General features: G+C 44.2%; 16 protein-coding genes. 14 read left to right on the top strand and 2 right to left on the bottom strand.

Translation table 11 applies throughout. The features are described 5' to 3' along the window. The first annotated feature begins 76 nt into the window (after window positions 1-76). The 4 genes from FQV28_RS14325 (at window position 77) to FQV28_RS14310 (ending at window position 4,418) form a co-directional block, all read left to right on the top strand. Window positions 77-2,239: a carbohydrate-binding domain-containing protein gene (locus FQV28_RS14325; protein ID WP_255472965.1), complete on the top strand. Its 2,163-nt coding sequence runs from the start codon at window positions 77-79 to the stop codon at window positions 2,237-2,239. A gap of 262 nt (window positions 2,240-2,501) precedes the next feature. Beyond that, window positions 2,502-3,185 (top strand): hypothetical protein, encoded by a 684-nt coding sequence (locus FQV28_RS14320; protein WP_146497182.1) that lies wholly within the window; start codon window positions 2,502-2,504, stop codon window positions 3,183-3,185. A 559-nt stretch (window positions 3,186-3,744) separates the two neighbouring features. Then, window positions 3,745-3,987: a hypothetical protein gene (locus tag FQV28_RS14315; protein WP_146497181.1), complete on the top strand. Its 243-nt coding sequence runs from the start codon at window positions 3,745-3,747 to the stop codon at window positions 3,985-3,987. Between the two features lie 164 nt (window positions 3,988-4,151). Further along, complete coding sequence (locus FQV28_RS14310; RefSeq protein WP_146497180.1) at window positions 4,152-4,418, top strand: hypothetical protein; 267 nt, start codon at window positions 4,152-4,154, stop codon at window positions 4,416-4,418. A 102-nt stretch (window positions 4,419-4,520) separates the two neighbouring features. Here FQV28_RS14310 and FQV28_RS14305 read toward each other — a convergent pair whose 3' ends face one another. Further along, a complete protein-coding gene (locus FQV28_RS14305) occupies window positions 4,521-4,883 on the bottom strand; it encodes a hypothetical protein (RefSeq protein WP_146497179.1) in 363 nt (120 codons plus the stop codon). Window positions 4,884-6,092: 1,209 nt separating this feature from the next. On the opposite strand from FQV28_RS14305, the gene FQV28_RS14300 reads away from it, so the two are divergent. The 10 genes from FQV28_RS14300 to FQV28_RS14255 all read left to right on the top strand — a co-directional run bounded on the left by FQV28_RS14300 (window position 6,093) and on the right by FQV28_RS14255 (window position 14,801). Beyond that, the gene (locus tag FQV28_RS14300) at window positions 6,093-6,734 is read left to right on the top strand and encodes a GntR family transcriptional regulator (RefSeq protein WP_146497178.1); all 642 of its coding nucleotides are present in this window, start codon (window positions 6,093-6,095) and stop codon (window positions 6,732-6,734) included. Window positions 6,735-6,932: 198 nt separating this feature from the next. Beyond that, a complete protein-coding gene (locus FQV28_RS14295) occupies window positions 6,933-7,664 on the top strand; it encodes a PIG-L deacetylase family protein (RefSeq protein WP_186763888.1) in 732 nt (243 codons plus the stop codon). After that, entirely contained in the window at window positions 7,664-8,365 is a 702-nt protein-coding gene (locus tag FQV28_RS14290; RefSeq protein WP_146497177.1) for a 4-carboxy-4-hydroxy-2-oxoadipate aldolase/oxaloacetate decarboxylase, read from the top strand. The genes FQV28_RS14295 and FQV28_RS14290 overlap by 1 nt, the downstream gene beginning before the upstream one ends. Before the next feature lie 27 nt (window positions 8,366-8,392). Then, window positions 8,393-8,773, top strand: coding sequence for a RidA family protein (locus tag FQV28_RS14285; RefSeq protein WP_146497176.1), 381 nt, complete (start codon window positions 8,393-8,395; stop codon window positions 8,771-8,773). 29 nt (window positions 8,774-8,802) lie between these two features. Then, window positions 8,803-9,690 carry an NAD(P)-dependent oxidoreductase gene (locus FQV28_RS14280; RefSeq protein ID WP_146497175.1) on the top strand — a complete coding sequence of 296 codons (888 nt, stop codon included), beginning with the start codon at window positions 8,803-8,805 and terminating at the stop codon, window positions 9,688-9,690. Window positions 9,691-9,705: 15 nt separating this feature from the next. Further along, entirely contained in the window at window positions 9,706-10,755 is a 1,050-nt protein-coding gene (locus FQV28_RS14275; RefSeq protein WP_255472964.1) for a tripartite tricarboxylate transporter substrate binding protein, read from the top strand. Between the two features lie 116 nt (window positions 10,756-10,871). After that, window positions 10,872-11,333: a tripartite tricarboxylate transporter TctB family protein gene (locus FQV28_RS14270; protein WP_146497174.1), complete on the top strand. Its 462-nt coding sequence runs from the start codon at window positions 10,872-10,874 to the stop codon at window positions 11,331-11,333. An 18-nt stretch (window positions 11,334-11,351) separates the two neighbouring features. Beyond that, complete coding sequence (locus FQV28_RS14265; protein WP_146497173.1) at window positions 11,352-12,893, top strand: tripartite tricarboxylate transporter permease; 1,542 nt, start codon at window positions 11,352-11,354, stop codon at window positions 12,891-12,893. Window positions 12,894-12,962: 69 nt separating this feature from the next. Then, window positions 12,963-14,135, top strand: a complete 1,173-nt coding sequence (locus FQV28_RS14260; protein ID WP_186763887.1) for an MFS transporter — start codon at window positions 12,963-12,965, stop codon at window positions 14,133-14,135. Window positions 14,136-14,159: 24 nt separating this feature from the next. Beyond that, the gene (locus tag FQV28_RS14255) at window positions 14,160-14,801 is read left to right on the top strand and encodes a GntR family transcriptional regulator (protein WP_146497171.1); all 642 of its coding nucleotides are present in this window, start codon (window positions 14,160-14,162) and stop codon (window positions 14,799-14,801) included. Window positions 14,802-15,520: 719 nt separating this feature from the next. Here FQV28_RS14255 and FQV28_RS14250 read toward each other — a convergent pair. Continuing rightward, a complete protein-coding gene (locus FQV28_RS14250; protein WP_186763886.1) occupies window positions 15,521-16,192 on the bottom strand; it encodes a TVP38/TMEM64 family protein in 672 nt (223 codons plus the stop codon). Window positions 16,193-16,449: the final 257 nt, after the last annotated feature.

Below are 16,449 nucleotides of genomic sequence, written 5' to 3'. Positions count from 1 at the left end.
TCGTTAAGGTTAGGGCTTCACAATGAGGGCAATGAGAGAAACACTCAATTTTCCAAACCTTAAAGGAGTGAAGATAATGAAAAACAAACGAATGTTCAAAATGGCTTCAATCGCATTGTCTGCAAGTCTTTTGTTTGCATGCAGCAATGAAACAGTTCAAAACACCAATCTTGCAAGCGCAGCAGTTTCTGCAGAAGTAAAGACGCAAGTGGACTCCACTGTCAACTATGCGGAAGACGATGAATACAGTGCGGTGGAAAATCCGGAAACCATTACACTGAACGGCACAGAAGCAGATTTTGCCGCTTCAGCAGCCGTCATTTTCGAGGATAATACCTTGACGATCAAAGCCGGCGGAACCTATGTGATCAGCGGAAATTTGGATAATGGCCAAATCATCATCGACTCTGAAGATAAAAACACAGTGCGGCTGGTTCTGGATGGTGTGGAAATCAGCTCTTCGGATACGGCAGCGATCAATGTCGTGAATGCTGAAAAGACGGTGATTTCACTTGAAGAAGGAACCGAGAACATCCTCTCAGACGGCGAACAATATGTCTATGAAGATTCAGACACGGATGAACCGAATGCGGCGATTTTCAGTAAAGCCGACTTGACCATTAACGGAACCGGCCGTTTAGTCGTCAATGGAAATTACAATAACGGAATCACGAGCAAGGATGAACTGAAAATCACCGGAGGAGATATCCAAATTAATGCTGTCGATGATGGCTTGATGGGCCGTGACATTGTAGCGGTAAAAGACGGCACAATTGCCATAAAGTCAGGCGGGGACGGCATTAAATCCTCCAATGACGAAGACACAACAAAAGGGAACATCGCTTTGGAAGGCGGGGAATTTTCGATTGATTCAGAAGGTGACGGCATCCAATCCATCGCTTCCTTGTATATAACAAATGGCACTTATACGATTGCTGCGGGAGGCGGGAGCCCTGAAACAATCGCCACTTCAGGAGGCATGATGCGATCACCTCAGGAAGAGGCCGAAACCACTGAAGAAACGGCAAGTGACAGTACAAAAGGCATAAAAGCAGCAACAAATCTTACTGTCAGCGGAGGAACGTTTGATATCGATTCACTTGACGATGCTATCCACAGTGATGGAGATGTGACCATCAGTGGCGGCGAATGGACGGTTGCTACTGGAGACGATGGCATCCACGCAAATAATGTCGCTTTGATCGCAGGCGGGAACATTGAAGTTGCGAAAAGCAATGAAGCGTTGGAAGCGGACAATATTACAGTAGAAGATGGAACTTTGGTGTTGACGGCTACAGATGACGGCATTAATGTCAGCGGTGGTTCAGAGATGATGCCAGGTGGCATGGCGCGCGAGACCGAAGCGGCAGAAAGCTCCACAACTGATGAAGCGGAAACCACAGAAGAAACGGAAGCCGATGCGGCAGCATCAGAAGAACTGGAATCTAAGCTGACGATTAATGGCGGATTCGTCTCAGTCAACGCAGCGGGAGATGGTCTGGACTCGAACGGCTCAATCGAAATTAATGGCGGCACCGTATTAGTCGACGGACCGACAGAAAGCATGAATGGTTCACTGGATTATGATGGAACCTTAATGATGGAAGGCGGTTTATTGATTGCCGCGGGAAGTGCCGGCATGCTTCAGGCAGCGGCCGAGGAATCTGCACAATCTTCAATTGTCATGACCTTCCCTGAAATGCAGGCAGCGGGAACGCTTGTCCATATTGAAGATAGCGAAGGAAACGAAGTTGCCACTTTTGCACCAGCTAAAGAGTTTCAGGCTATTTTCATCAGCTCTCCTGACTTAGCGGCCGATGCGTCTTATACATTATCTACAGGAGGAACATCGTCTGGAACGGATACGAATGGTCTTTACGAAGAAGGAACGTACGAAGGCGGTACAGAAATTGTCGACTTCACCATTTCAGAAACTGCTACGTGGCTTGATGAAAACGGCGTAGCTGAAGCAGGAACCGGCGGCATGGGCGGCGGTGGTGGATTTGGCAGAGGCGGCGGTACACCTCCGGAAAATGGCGGCACTCCTCCGGAAGGCGGTACGGGCGGTATGGGTGGTATGTTCGAAGGGATGGACGAAGAAACCAAAGCTGAAATGCAGGAAATTATGCAGCAAGTAATGGATGGCACTATCACCCAAGAAGAAGCTGAAGCCAAGATGGAAGAACTTGGATTAGAATTTCCAGCAAGAGGTACAGCTGGGACAGACTCTGCCGAATAGCGATTGAAGAAATTTTTTGCCCTGCCATACTTAAATTTGCTCTGCTGCTCGTTTGTATATTCTCTTCCATTGCCGGAAAAAATCTGCTCTTGGATTTTAAGGTTGATTTAAGGTTTATTTTTAATAATAGCTTTAGCAACAAACATTTCAGCAAGCAACTTGGTACGGAACCACTGCGAGCCCCAGATCTGATTAAAAGAGGCGATGGCGCTATACCATATCCTGCGGAAATGAAAATATTCTATTCAAGGAGGAAGAAACAATGAGAAAAAAATTATTTGCTTATGCTTTATCGGGAGCTTTGACTTTAGGAGCTATAGGAGGAACGATCACATACGCTGCTGAATCGACTGGCACGACAACACCATCAACAGAAGCAAAAGAACGAAATGGACATGGTTTCGAAGAATGGGATGAAGCGACGAAAACTAAGGTACAAGAGATCCAGAACCGCGTTGCAGAAGAATTAGAAGCTTTAGGAGTTACAGTCCCGGAAAAAGGTGAAAAACAGGACCTTTTTGCGAATCTGGATGAAGCAACAAAAACGAAAGCACAAGCGATCCTGAAACAGCTGAAAGAAGATACCTTGACCCGCGAAGAAGCTCAGGAGCAACTTGAGGCACTCGGCGCAGCTCTCCCTGAAAAACGCGAAAAACAAGATCTGTTCTCTAACTTGGATGAAGATGCAAAAGCAAAAGCAGAAGCTATCCGTGATCAGGAAAAAGCCGGTACTATCACACACGAAGAAGCTCGTACTCAATTGGAAGCTTTAGGAGTCAGCTTGCCGGAAAAACGTGAAAAACAAGATCTTTTTGCAGATTTGGATGAAGCGACGAAAGAGAAAGCACAAGCGATCGTCGACGAAGCGGAAGCTGAATTAGCGGAGCTTGGCGTTGACCGCCCTGTATTGGGGAAAGGCCAGCATCACGGAATGGGAAGAAAGTAAGATTGCTATACCTGTCGACTTGAAAAGTTATCAGAGAAAAAGAAGATGAACGAGTTTAGAACAACAGCTGGCGGACCCTATGTAATTGAGCGGTCCGCCGGTTTTTTTTTCATTCCTCCTAAAGCTATTTTTTCCGTATCCAGAGCTTATCCAGCGGCGACATTCTCCGAGACGACCTCTTCTAACAATAAAAGAGGATTTTGATTTCCTTATTATTTCAAGTTTTTATGTTCTCTTTATATTTAAGATTCTTTTAAAGCTGAAGATTAATAATTGGTTTATCGAAGGACAATCTTCCAATAAAAGACAAGGAAATAGATGATATGAAACATAAAATACAGTTTGAAAAAACTGAGTAGGATTATCCGTCTCACTATTTATTTCAGACTAGTGAAATCCGTGTCCCGATTGCATTGATTTCAGTTGCTCCTTAATAATTGAGGAAAGCCTGCAAACTATCTATTAAGACGTTTCCGTGTTAAGCTTGTACTGTTGCATCACATGGATTCTTAATGACTTTTCTTAGTCACTTTCCATAGTCGGAAAGGAAGTCCATGCCATGAAAATTGAAAGCATTAAGCTCTTTTTAGAAACGATTTGCGAATATAATAACTCCAGAATCACCCAGACTTTCGTATCTGATGAAGATCGTGTTCTGTCTGTCCGCTGCTTGCCAGGCACCAGAACGTTTGAAATCTCAGAGCCTGCTGTCCAAAAAGTTTGGCATAATGATTCGATTGAGAATACCGCAGCGTTTATCCTCAGCTTTCTTGAATCCAAAGATTTTACTACTAACTCCTGATTTTTCAGGGGTTTTTTTATAGTTGCTGCGTAATGTTTTAAAGATCAAATTGGCCTCAATCCTAATACCTTAAGAACATAACATCCCCTAACATCATTAATGTTTCATGGATTCTACCAGACTTTTCTTAGTCCCTTTCCATTCACAGAAAAGGAGAAGTTCAAATGAATCCCAAAGAAATAATTGAATTACTGTCCGTTTTACGTAGATCTTTAGGGACTGATACTTCACAGGCTTATGTGGATAAAGAGCAAACCAAGAGCTTGAAAGTTTGGTTTCTCAAGGCTACCGACACTTTTTATATTTCAGACACGGCGACAGATTTTCTTTGGAAGTTTACGTCTATTGAACAGGCTGCAATTTTCATCAATGATTACCTGCCACCAGACACCGATAGTTATGTCAGTTTTATTATCAACCCCAGAAAATGATTGTCCCACTCTTGTGCACATAAGCAAGGCCGCACTGCTACCTAAAAAGAAAACATCCGACAGTACCGGATGTTTTCAAGCTATGTATTGCCGAAAGTGGATTCACGTAATAAACTTCTCCCTGAATGATTCTTGATGAAAAGGCGTTACGTAGTACAGTTCTTTCGGACAGTTTTTTGACAATTGATACAGATCGTGAAAGACTTTCTCTGAAATTTTGTAGTATTGCATGCAGTTAGGCAAACTCTTCATTTTCTCAGTTGCTTCTTCCATTTCGATATCCTCTATATCCACCCAGAATGTTTCTATTTTTTTATATGTATCGAAACCATCATCCCAAGTAAGTTCCCTGGTTAAGCGGGCAAACAAGGTAATAACGGTTGACTCATTTTCCTTGTTTGTATCTTTTGATCTGTTGAAATAATAAGCAGTTGAATTTTGAAGCGCAGATTGATTTTTCAGCATTTCCGATGCCCCTTTTTGATATTGGATTTATCCCTCTTACAAACAATAAATGGTTGGATAGCTGGTAATGCTTAATCTGTAGATTTCATGCGCAGCTTCTATTTGCTCTATCTTAAATGCCCTTCCTAGATCCATTATGTATTTCTCACCTTTTTTAGCATTTGACGATTTTTTATATCGACTAAGCAAAATTATAAAGATAAAAATAAAATCGATCCTTCACCAAACTTTTTCTTTTGCCCCCTCAAACCCATTTCTTTTATCTTATAATTCAAAATTTTTGATTACTTATACCCATTATCTACTAGTATATATTTACCTATAAATTTCCTTTTAAACCTCTTTTGCATCTATTTTCAAAATAGTTTGTTTAGTTTATTTGAATTAGAAAATTTGATTGATGATTTTGCTGATTGCAAAAATTGTCATGTTTTAGTGAAGCTTTTGAAAACGCACTAATTTAAAATAACTCTAATAGTAAAGTCTGGAAGAAAACCGGTTGATCCGTTTTCTTTCAGGCTTTTATTCTAAAATCTCTAGTAGGAAGGCAATTAATTCGAATAGCGATCAGAATTTTATTGAACCTTATATTTCTTTTCCTCCCTACTTTAGTTCTTTCAATTTTTTATCTGTGTAACTTCCGACACACCAACGATATGCAAACTCATAACAATTCCTGAAAAATAAAAAAACATCCTGCCAAATGCAGAATGCTCATTGCCTCTTATACTTTTGACCCTTCATACGCTTCAGAATCCGAAAAGCTTTCTTTTGAATCCAATCAATAGCTGACCAATGACAAAAGAGAAGCAACCAATGCACATAAGCCGCCAACCCATGCAAGATGGATCAATGGTTTAATTATCTCTAATTAAATGTTCAAATAACCCCCGCTGCCACTTAGGATTCAATCAAGCTCGAGCGGAGCTGGCCGAGATGTCCAAACAGGCTTAGTGAACTACATACAAGAAAACAATTTATCTATTTACACATAATTCTTGACGGTCTCAAAATAGCAATTATTATAATAATGGATACTCTCTATTTAAAAAGAAGATGTCTTTTTTAAAATAATTGAAATATTTTTGTTAGTTGAGACCTCTTTGAAATTCTAGTCATTTTTTATCAATACCCCTTTTTGTATTCTTTTGAGATTGTTCAACAATTTAGGTATAATGAAAAGACAAAATCATCATTAAGGGGATTGCTATGACCAGACCCATTGACCATACATATGACTATATTAAAAACCGTATACTAGATGGCACTTACAAGCCCTCGCAGCGTTTGACGGAAGCTGATCTCTCAGAGGCCATCGGAGTTAGCCGCAATACGGTAAAAAAAGCGTTGCTGCAGCTTGAAAGAGAAAACCTGGTCTATATTGAAAAGAACCGGGGCGCTTTCATTAAATCATTTACATTGGACGAAATATTAAACTTCCTGGAAATACGGGAAGTGTTGGAAGGACTTGTGACACGAAACGCCGTTGCCTCCATTACCAATGAGCAATTGGAAAATTTGGAATCGATTCTTACCCGTATGAAGAGCAGCCTCGATCTTTACCAGTTTGATGATTATTCCGCTTTGAACAAAGAATTTCATAGCGTCATTTATCAAGCCGCGCGGAATCCCCAAGCTGTCGAAATCATCAATATGATCAAAACCCAATTGTCCAGATATCATTTCCGTACAATTCTCATTCCCGGGAGAAATGAAAAATCTTATCAAGAACATTCACAAATTGTCCAAGCTTTCAAATCAAGGGATGCTAACTTGGCGGAAAAAGCGATAACTAATCACATTGCCAATGTCCGCAAGACTATCCAAGACAATTTTAATTTACTTTTATAATACGGACATTGTCCGTTTTTTTTTTTTTTGCCTAAAACCGCTTGATACAGCTATTTTCTACTAATAATCATCTTCTCCCTGTTAATTTATCAGAAAAATTAGTATTGACAGACAATATGAATTATTTTACACTCACATTGTAATCAATATTGTTAAACAATTTTATCAATAAAATTGTTGACGATGAGGAGGAACAAAATGATTAACGAACAAACGAATCTTTTAGTGGTAAGTGCACATGCGGCGGATTTTGTCTGGCGCGGTGGTGGCACGATTGCGAAATATGCCAAACACGGTGCTAAGGTTCATTTAGTAATCCTCAGCTATGGTGCTCGGGGAGAATCGAATGACCTATGGAAAATTGATGACCAAACATTGGAGAATGTGAAAAATCATCGAAAAGGTGAAATTGAAAGCGCTACCAAACATTTGGGAATCGACAATTTCGAAATTTGGGACTTTCAGGATTATCATATGACTCTTAACGAGGAACGGATGGAAAGGTTGGTTCGAAAAATCCGTGAAGTCCAACCTCATCATATATTGACTCATGGACCGCGTGATGCTTTTAATCCTGATCATGAAACCGTTTCTAAATTCGTATTCGATGCGGCTGTTCTCTCTACTTCAAATGGAGTACGCATAGAAGGAACACAAACTGCAAAACAAGCTCGTATTTTCGGTTTTGAACCCCACCAATCCGAAATTAGCGACTTCAAGCCTGAGGTCATTATTGATATCACTGAGACTTTTGAACAAAAAGAAGCTGCAATGAATTGCTTTAAAGCCCAAAAGCATTTGATTGATTATTACGGGGCGAAAGCAAAACTGCGAGGCAATCATGCGAGAAGATGCTCCGGCAACAATGAATATCAATATGCTGAAGCCTTCAGTCGCTTCTTCCCATATGTAGGAGGTGAATTTAACTGATGGAGAAATACGTATTAAAAAACATCAAACGTCCGAATCAAAAATTCATCGAAGCGTTCGAACAGCTCGATGTCTCTACGGTCTACGAAGCGCAAGGCAAATTAGGGTTGATGGAGACAGGTTTCATCCCCGTCATCCAGGAGACTTTATTGGTTGGGCCGGCAGTGACGGTGACCTGCCCCGCCGGTGACAACCTAATGATCCATGCAGCCGTCGAGGTCTGCAAACCGGGGGATGTTCTGGTAATCACCACCATCGGTGAATTTGAAGCAGGCATGATCGGTGAGCTAATTGTGACAGCCTTGATAAAAAAAGGTGTTAAAGGCGTCATCATCGATTCCGGCATCCGGGATGCGATCCAGTTGCGCGATATGAACTTTCCTGTCTGGTGCCGAGCCATCACATCTCGCGGCACTACCAAGAACCGTGGCGGCTGGGTCAACGCCCCTGCTGCATGCGGCGGCGTAAGTGTCCATCCGGGTGATCTCATCCTTGCCGATGACGATGGTGTCGTCGTAGTGAAGCAAGAGGATCTGGAACAAACTTTGGAAGCATCCTATAAACGCCTGGAAAAAGAACAAAAGACAAAAGAAAAAATTGCAAACGGCCAAATCAGCGTGGACTTCTACAACTTGCGCCCCGTCCTTGAAAATGAAGGCGTCCGCTATTGCGAAACCGAAGAAGAACTTCTTAAATACTAATATATTTTTTCGAAAGAGGTGTACAACATGGCAAAACGTATCGTGCTTCATGTCAAAGGATCTAATCACCAGAATCCCATTCCGACAGCCGTTAAAATTGGCAATATGGTCTATACTTCCGCAATTATCGGTTCCGATCCCGAAACTGGTGAGGTCCCTGAAAAAGTCGAGGAGGAAGTGGCAAACCTTTTCCACTACCTAAAAGAAATTGTAGAAATTGCCGGCGGTTCAACAGACGATATTGCCCACTTGAGCGTCTCTGTCACAGACCGCGAATACAAGAAAGTGGTCAACCAGGAATGGCTGAAAATGTTTCCAGATGAAAACAACCGTCCGGCCCGCCATAGTACCCTTCAAGACTTACGGGAAGGACTCCGGGTCCAAATCGAAATGACTGCCGTCCTCTAGCATTCCATTCTAGAAAGGAGGATTCTGAATTGAAGAATCCTGTTATTGGTTTTATCGGTTTCGGAGAAGCCGCCTTCAATATATGTGATGGGCTCCATTCAGCCGGCATCAAGGAGATATACAGCTTCGACAAGATGCAGGATGATGAGCGCTTCGGCCCAGCCATCCATGCTCGCGCCGACAAGACGCAGGTAACGCTTGTCGGTTCACTGCAGGAGCTCCTTTCGCATGCCGCTATCATCTTCTGTGCCACCAGCGCAAAATTCGCAGTGGGCATCGCACAAGAAGTCGCGCCTTTTCTGAAAGAAGACCACATTTATGTCGACCTGAATTCCGCTTCACCCGAAGTGAAAAAACAAATCGACGAAGCTGTCCGTGGCGCCAATAGTCGATTTGTTGACGGTGCTGTCATGGAGCCGGTGCCTAAGCACCGCCATCAAGTGCCGATTATGGCAAGCGGCAATGGCGCAACGGTACTCAAAGACATCATGTCTCCTTTTGAAATGAATATTACCGTCGTCAATGAGCATGCCGGAAGCGCTTCCGCCATGAAGATGTGTCGAAGCATCTTTATGAAAGGATTCACTTCCCTGTTAATTGAGACCATGCACGCCAGTTATCATTTCAATGTCGATAAAGAAATCCTAGCTTCCATTGAAAATACCCTCACTGGCCAGCCGCTTGAAGAACTGGCGGACCTGCTGATTACCCGGACTGCCATACACGCGGAACGGCGCGTGACGGAAATGGAAGAAGTCATTAAAACACTTGAGGAAGCGCAAGTCGCACCTTATATGTCTATTCAAACAAAAACCGTACTTCAATCACTTGTTGATATGGGATTGAAAGAACAGTTTAACGCCCAAGTTCCTGACAGCTACCGGGACGTCATCAAAGCAATTCAATCGCAAACATAAAAAGGAGGAATTGAAATGGTTAAAAATCTTAAGTCCGGAATAATGGTGATGCTGGTTCTTGTGTTAACAGTCTTCTTGGCAGCATGCGGAAGCGGAAGCAATGAAGGAGCCGCTGGGGAAGCCACAAGCGGCGGATCCGAAGCTTCAAACTACCCTGAAAAGCCAGTCACCTTTATTGCCCCTTCTGGCGCAGGCGGCGCATTCGATACAGCCCTTCGTTCCGTTACGAAAATTCTTTCCGATACCGGCCTTGTTGAACAGCAGATGACTGTTGAACCGAAACCGGGGGGAGGGGGAACTGTCTTCATGTCTGAATACGCCACCCAGGATACGAAAGACGATTATAAACTATTCCTTTCTTCACCGACATTACTCATCAACAACCTGAAAAAAGAAGCAAATACTCCATACGGCTATAAAGACACCACACCGATTGCTGCATTGTTCCAGGATTACGGCGTGATTGCAGTCGGAGCGGATTCAGAGTTCGATGATCTGCAATCGCTTTTCGAACATATGAAAGCCAACCCTTCTGAATTATCGGTTGCCGGCGGATCTGCACCGGGTGCACTTGATCACCTGACATTCCTGATTCCGGCCAATGAATACGGCCTGGATGCGGCTAAAATTAAATACATTCCTTACGACGGCAAATCCGAATCCATGACAGCATTGCTTGGCGGCAATGCAGATGCCTTGGCAAGTGTAGCTTCATCAGTCAGCGAGTTTTTGGAAGCCGGTAAGATTAAAGTATTGGCAGTGGATGCACCTGAAAGATTGCCTGCGCCGTTTGAAGACGTACCAACGTTGAAAGAAAGCGGCATTGATGCAGAATTCGCAATTTGGAGAGGCATTTTCGGACCGAAAGAAATGACGCCGGAAGCGAAAGAATTCTGGTCAACAAAGCTTGAAGAAATGGTGGAAACCGAAGAATGGCAAGCTGAATTGGAAGCAAAAGGCTGGGAACCGTTCTATAAGAATTCTGAAGAGTTCGAGCAATTGCTTGCGGATCAGGAACAACGCATCACCGATGCCTTGAAATCCATGGGCATGGCAAACGAATAAACCTGATGTGCCTTGTCTGCCAGACAAGGCACATCCTTTACGCTCTTCTTTACTGAGAGTGGCAGCGTTCTTTGTGCCGAGCCTCTCAAATCCCGGAAGAACTTGGAGTTGATTATATGGAAAATCGTCTGGTTGACCGATTTGTCAGCCTAATTTTTGCAGGGATTGGCATCGCTTTGATTGTCCAAAGTCGGACACTGACCCACAGTGCATACGGCAGCAACGTCGGGCCAAATGCATTTCCGACCCTTTTAGGGGCAGTCATGCTTCTGCTCAGCATCATTTTGCTCGTCAAGACCTTTCGCTACAAGCGTATACTCGAAAAAACAAAATCACTCGACTACAGGAAATTCGCTATTTTTGTCGGTTTGATGATCCTGTATGTCTTTTTGTTCGAGCCATTGGGCTATGTTCTGTCGACATTCCTCCTGCTCATCATTGGCTTCCAATTGCTTGAACGGGGTAAAATCGTTTATTCGATCATTATCGCAACGTTATTTTCGGGGATTGTCTATTACGTATACGTGAGTCTGTTAAAAGGCACTCTCCCACCTTTCCCGGAGTGGTTAGTCTTTTAAAGTAAGGAGAGAGAATTTATGGAAGTACTTGATTTTTTAGCACAGGGCTTTGCAACCGCTTTTCAGTGGCGCAACCTGCTGTTCGCCCTTTTCGGCGTAATCATCGGCACATCCGTCGGGGTGCTGCCGGGCATCGGGCCGATGAGTGGCGTTGCCTTGCTCATTCCGATCACTTCATCCATCACCGGCGGTCTTAGCCCGGAAGAAGCGGCTACCAGCTCGATCATCATGCTGGCAGGCGTTTATTACGGGGCCATGTATGGCGGCTCCGCCACGTCGATCCTGATCAATACGCCGGGCGAATCTGCATCGGTGGTCACGACGCTTGACGGCTACCAGATGGCGAAGCAAGGCCGTGCAGGCGAAGCCCTTTCCATATCAGCAATCGGTTCGTTCTTCGCAGGTATCATGGCCCTGATCGGATTGATTTTCCTGGCACAACCGTTATCTGATCTCGCCATCAGTTTCGGGCCGGTCGAATACACCGCCTTGATCGTTCTAGGGCTCGCAACAGTTTCCGGACTGGCCGGAAAGTCGATGATTAAAGCGCTCATCATGACAGTTGCCGGGCTCAGCCTATCGACTGTTGGAGTGGATACTATCACAGGCGTTGCCCGCTTCACCTTCAATCAGCCCATCCTTTACTCGGGCATCGAATTTCTGACCATCGCGGTCGGCCTGTTTGCCATCGGTGAAGTCTTGAAAACTATCGCTGAACGCGATTATATTCACGGAAACCTGCAGAAGATTAACCGCATCCTCCCGACGAAAAAAGACTTGAAAGACAGTTCCATGCCGATTCTTCGCGGTTCTATCCTTGGCTTTTTCATCGGCATTCTGCCGGGTGCCGGCGCTTCCATCGCTTCTTTCTTTTCCTACAGCGTGGAAAAAAGCGTCAGCAAAGACAAAGGCCAGTTTGGAGCAGGCGCGATCCAAGGAGTTGCGGGTCCCGAAGCTGCCAATAACGCGGCTTCCGGCGGTTCACTCATCCCGCTTCTGACACTCGGCATCCCCGGGTCCGGCACGACGGCGATCATGATGGGTGCATTGCTCATGTACAATGTGCAGCCAGGCCCACTGCTGTTCGATAAGCATCCCCAGGTCGCCTGGGGCTTAATCGCCAGTATGTTCATCGGCAACTTGCTGCTATTGATTCTGAACATGCCGCTGATTCGCGTATTTGCCAAAATTATTGCGACGCCGCCAAAATATTTGCTACCGATCATTCTCGCTATCGCATTTTTCGGAGTCTATGCGGTCCAGGTAACCATGTTCGACCTCTTCCTGCTGATTGCATGCGGCGTCCTTGGCTATCTTCTGTCGAGCAACGATTTTCCACTGGCGCCACTCGTCCTCGGGCTGATACTTGGACCGATGCTTGAAAACAACTTCCGACGTGCGTTGACGATTTCAAATGGCGATTACATGATCTTCTTGGGCAGCACGATGGCCGTGGTCATGTTCATAATCACGATCTTGTGGCTGGCATCCCCTGCCGTATTCAAAGTGCTGGCCAAAAATAACATCTTGAACAAAGAGGACATCCATACGGAAGACTGATCAAAAAGTGGTGATGAAACACATCCGCTGCCATTTCCAGTGGTACATCAATAGAAAGGGATGGAAATTTTGAAGCCATTTCGTTTCCTTGCTGACAATTTAATATCAGCTATTTCCCTTATTTTAATGATTGGTGTAATGGGAACCCGCCCCTTAGTTTCGCTGCTGGCCAATGATCTTGGGGCAAGTCCGCTCGAAATCGGGATCATTGTTGGAATCTATCCGCTCCTGCCCTTCTTTTTCGCCATCAAAATTGGGCAGTACGTAGACCGGATCGGACCTAAGCTACCCATCATCGTCAGCACGTTCCTGTGCTCGCTCTCATTGATGATTCCGCTGTTTTCTGACCAACTGCTCGGACTTTACCTCTCCCAGTTCTTCGGCGGCCTCCTGCATACTATTTTCCTGATTTCTGCTCAGACACTGGTCAGCGGGCAGGAAACCGACGGCGAAGCAGAACGGGATAAGAACATTATGAAATTCAGCATCGGAATGGCGCTCGGCAGCTTTATCGGACCGCTTCTTGGGGGTGTCATCGCCGAAAATGCAGGTTACCATTACGCGTTCGGTGTATTGGGCGGCGTCGGTCTGCTTTCTACGCTACTGGCGTTCTACCTGCCGGCTGCGTGCACCAAGTCTGCAAAGAACGGCGCCGCCAAAAAGAAAGTCTGGCAATCGATCGGCCTCCTGAAATCGGTGAATATCCGAAAAGCCTTTATGATCAGCATCTTGATCCTGCTCGGAAAAGATATTTACACAGCTTATTTCCCTTTGCTCGCCCTAGAGTTCGGGTTAAATGACCAACAGATTGGAGCAGCTGTCGCCATCAATGCGGCAGCCGGCATTTTGATCCGCTGGTCCATTCCAAAGCTTTTGAAAAGTTTCAATAAAAATAGAGTCATCGTCTTTTCCATCCTGTTTTCCGGCATCTGCATGATTGCATTACCATTTTTCCCGAACTGGGCCATGCTAAGCGCCATTTCGTTCCTGCTCGGCCTGGGCCTTGGAATCGGCCAGCCACTTTCGATATCGGCAACTATCCTCTATTTGCCGGATGACCGCATCGGTGAAGGGCTCGGCCTGCGCCTCACGGCAAACCGCCTAACTCAGGCACTCGCCCCGATGGCATTCGGCGCAGTGGCCGAAGTTACGGCCATGTCCGGCGTGTTCTGGATCTCCGGAGCCATCCTGCTGTTCGGCAGCAAAGCGACCGACATCGGCCCGGCAAAACCAATTCCATAAGCATCTGAATCAGGAGTGATTGATATGGTAAACACAAGGACTGAAAGTGCCTACGAATACATCAAGGAAAATATCCTTAACGGCACTTACAAGCCGCACCAACGACTGACCGAAAATGAACTGTCCGAGATGACCGGCGCCAGCCGGAATACGGTCAAGAACGCGCTCATTCAATTGCAGAAAGAAAATCTGGTGGATATCCAAAAAAATAAAGGTGCCTACATCCGCGACTTCTCGCTGAGCGAGATTTTGAATTACCTGGAGATTCGAGAGCATCTGGAAGGATTAGTCGCCCGCTCCGCTGCCCTCCATATCACAGATGAACAGCTCGGGCGGATGGAAGCGATACTCGCGTTCATGAAAGACTGTATAGAAAAAGATAAATTCGACGAATACTCCAAATCGAACGTAGAATTCCATAAAGTGATTCACGAAGCGTCACGCAAGCCCCAGGCAGTGGAAATTATCAGCACCATACGCAATCAAATCGCCCGCTACCATTTCCGGAGCATTCTAATACCTGGCAGAAAGAAATTCTCGTTTGAAGAGCATAAGGCGATTTTCGAAGCTCTCCAAGCCCGGGATCCGGATGAAGCGGAAAGCACCAGCCGCATTCATGTTGCCCACGTATATGAGAACGTCCAAAAGCATTCTTCTTTTTTATAAATGACGAATTATACTACTAAATGCTACACCCGGAAAACAAAAATGGCTCATGACAGGCTTTTGTAGCAGTAAGTTACCTCCCTACCTGTACCCAGGAAATTAGCTTTTCAACTTTTATTTTTGTGGTCTAGCACCATTTTTAAAACGGACACGATTGACTATATAGAACTACAAGTCCTCCGGCTGTATTTCAACCTGTTGGAGGACTTGTAGTTCTTCATGTGTTAATGCTATGTCAGATTCAGCTCTTTTTTATCTTTGCATATTAACTGAAAAGATAGGTGCACACCCCCCAAAAAGTAGTATGAACGGCAAACACTGCTGAACAAACAACAGTTATCAGATACCAGATCGATCATGGTCATCCTCTCGCAAATCGCTCAACATAATTCTTTAGAGTACAAGGCGAGAAAGATTGAGGCAGATGTCCAAACGCCACATCGTTATGGAAACGATGGACATCCCTTCATCTCGAAATCAAATACACCAAGGACTATCTCACCAAGCCGGAATCCTAGACTGACTCATACGAACGTAAGCTCTGATCGGCCATACTTCAAATGGTTCTAAATGAAGTAGGACTTCGAAGAAACTAGGCCAATCGAGCAGCGAAAGCTCCTGCTCTAAAAGAGAATGCCGCGGTTATTCATTTATAAGCCGTTCATTTTCAGCTTATTTCCTCTTGCTTTATTACTTTAAATAATCATTTTATTTACAGGTCATTTAGCCAATTGGATTTTCAAAATTTTTATTCGCAATGTAATTTTTTTTATAACGTAATAAAGAACAGCTCCTGAGAAAAGGATGATTCCGATTTCGAGTTCATTAATGCCTTGCGATACCAACCCTTCCTGAAGAAGAAAGTATAAAGTGATAAAAATGACATTCACTATTGCTGTCGCGATAGTGAAATGAGAAAGCCGGACATTGCTTATGCCCGAAACGACATTAAGCATACTTGTCGGAGCAAGAGGAAAGAGTCTCGTACCTAATACGTACCTAAATCCACCTCGTTCTACCTTGCCCCCAAAAACCGCATTAACTTTTTTTACTATCAAATCTTGGAGGGCATATCGTGCACTTAAAAATACAATTACTGCACAAAGCGTACTGGTTAGAACACTCCACACCAGACCAAATTGAGAACCCAATAAGCTATTGTTTATCAAAACGACGAGAAAAAGTGGAATAACTGGAAGTGCATTATGAATCAACATTATGATCAAAGTGATCATCAATGTGTAAGCTATATTCCCCTCTCCCCCCATTTCCGAAGTAAAACCCTGTATATCTCCGGAAATAACGTTTTGTAATAGCCCTGTATTCAAACCAAGGAAAAGCAAAATTATTAATACAATTGAAATTATTATGTTCTTGTTCCGCTTCTTCAAGAATCTCATCCTTCCTGAAATCCAGTTCGATTTTAGTTCATGGCATAAGTTTAGTTTGTGTACTTCACCCTAGAGCAGATTAGACAATATCAATAAAATCGTCTTCGCAAAACTAGCTCCCGATTTTTCATTATTCTTTTCCCTCTATCTAAGCGGAAATATTTCGCACTAATTAAGTAGCTTTGTTTCTATTATTAAGGAGAAACCTTAAAAGAACCTTAAAGAAAACGTGAAATATTTTGTGTAAAAAAGGTCTT

Origin of the sequence: Planomicrobium sp. CPCC 101079, assembly GCF_007859275.1 — a bacterium.
Classification (GTDB): Bacteria; Bacillota; Bacilli; order Bacillales_A; family Planococcaceae; genus Planococcus.
This window is presented reverse-complemented; position numbering and strand designations above follow the sequence as displayed.

Coding starts and splice junctions, on each gene's coding strand:
- FQV28_RS14310 (WP_146497180.1), top strand. CDS start 4,152: ATGAATCCCAAAGAAATAATTGAATTACTGTCCGTTTTACGTAGATCT.
- FQV28_RS14315 (WP_146497181.1), top strand. CDS start 3,745: ATGAAAATTGAAAGCATTAAGCTCTTTTTAGAAACGATTTGCGAATAT.
- FQV28_RS14285 (WP_146497176.1), top strand. CDS start 8,393: ATGGCAAAACGTATCGTGCTTCATGTCAAAGGATCTAATCACCAGAAT.
- FQV28_RS14265 (WP_146497173.1), top strand. CDS start 11,352: ATGGAAGTACTTGATTTTTTAGCACAGGGCTTTGCAACCGCTTTTCAG.
- FQV28_RS14295 (WP_186763888.1), top strand. CDS start 6,933: ATGATTAACGAACAAACGAATCTTTTAGTGGTAAGTGCACATGCGGCG.
- FQV28_RS14325 (WP_255472965.1), top strand. CDS start 77: ATGAAAAACAAACGAATGTTCAAAATGGCTTCAATCGCATTGTCTGCA.
- FQV28_RS14255 (WP_146497171.1), top strand. CDS start 14,160: ATGGTAAACACAAGGACTGAAAGTGCCTACGAATACATCAAGGAAAAT.
- FQV28_RS14305 (WP_146497179.1), bottom strand. CDS start 4,883: ATGCTGAAAAATCAATCTGCGCTTCAAAATTCAACTGCTTATTATTTC.
- FQV28_RS14290 (WP_146497177.1), top strand. CDS start 7,664: ATGGAGAAATACGTATTAAAAAACATCAAACGTCCGAATCAAAAATTC.
- FQV28_RS14275 (WP_255472964.1), top strand. CDS start 9,706: ATGGTTAAAAATCTTAAGTCCGGAATAATGGTGATGCTGGTTCTTGTG.
- FQV28_RS14320 (WP_146497182.1), top strand. CDS start 2,502: ATGAGAAAAAAATTATTTGCTTATGCTTTATCGGGAGCTTTGACTTTA.
- FQV28_RS14300 (WP_146497178.1), top strand. CDS start 6,093: ATGACCAGACCCATTGACCATACATATGACTATATTAAAAACCGTATA.
- FQV28_RS14270 (WP_146497174.1), top strand. CDS start 10,872: ATGGAAAATCGTCTGGTTGACCGATTTGTCAGCCTAATTTTTGCAGGG.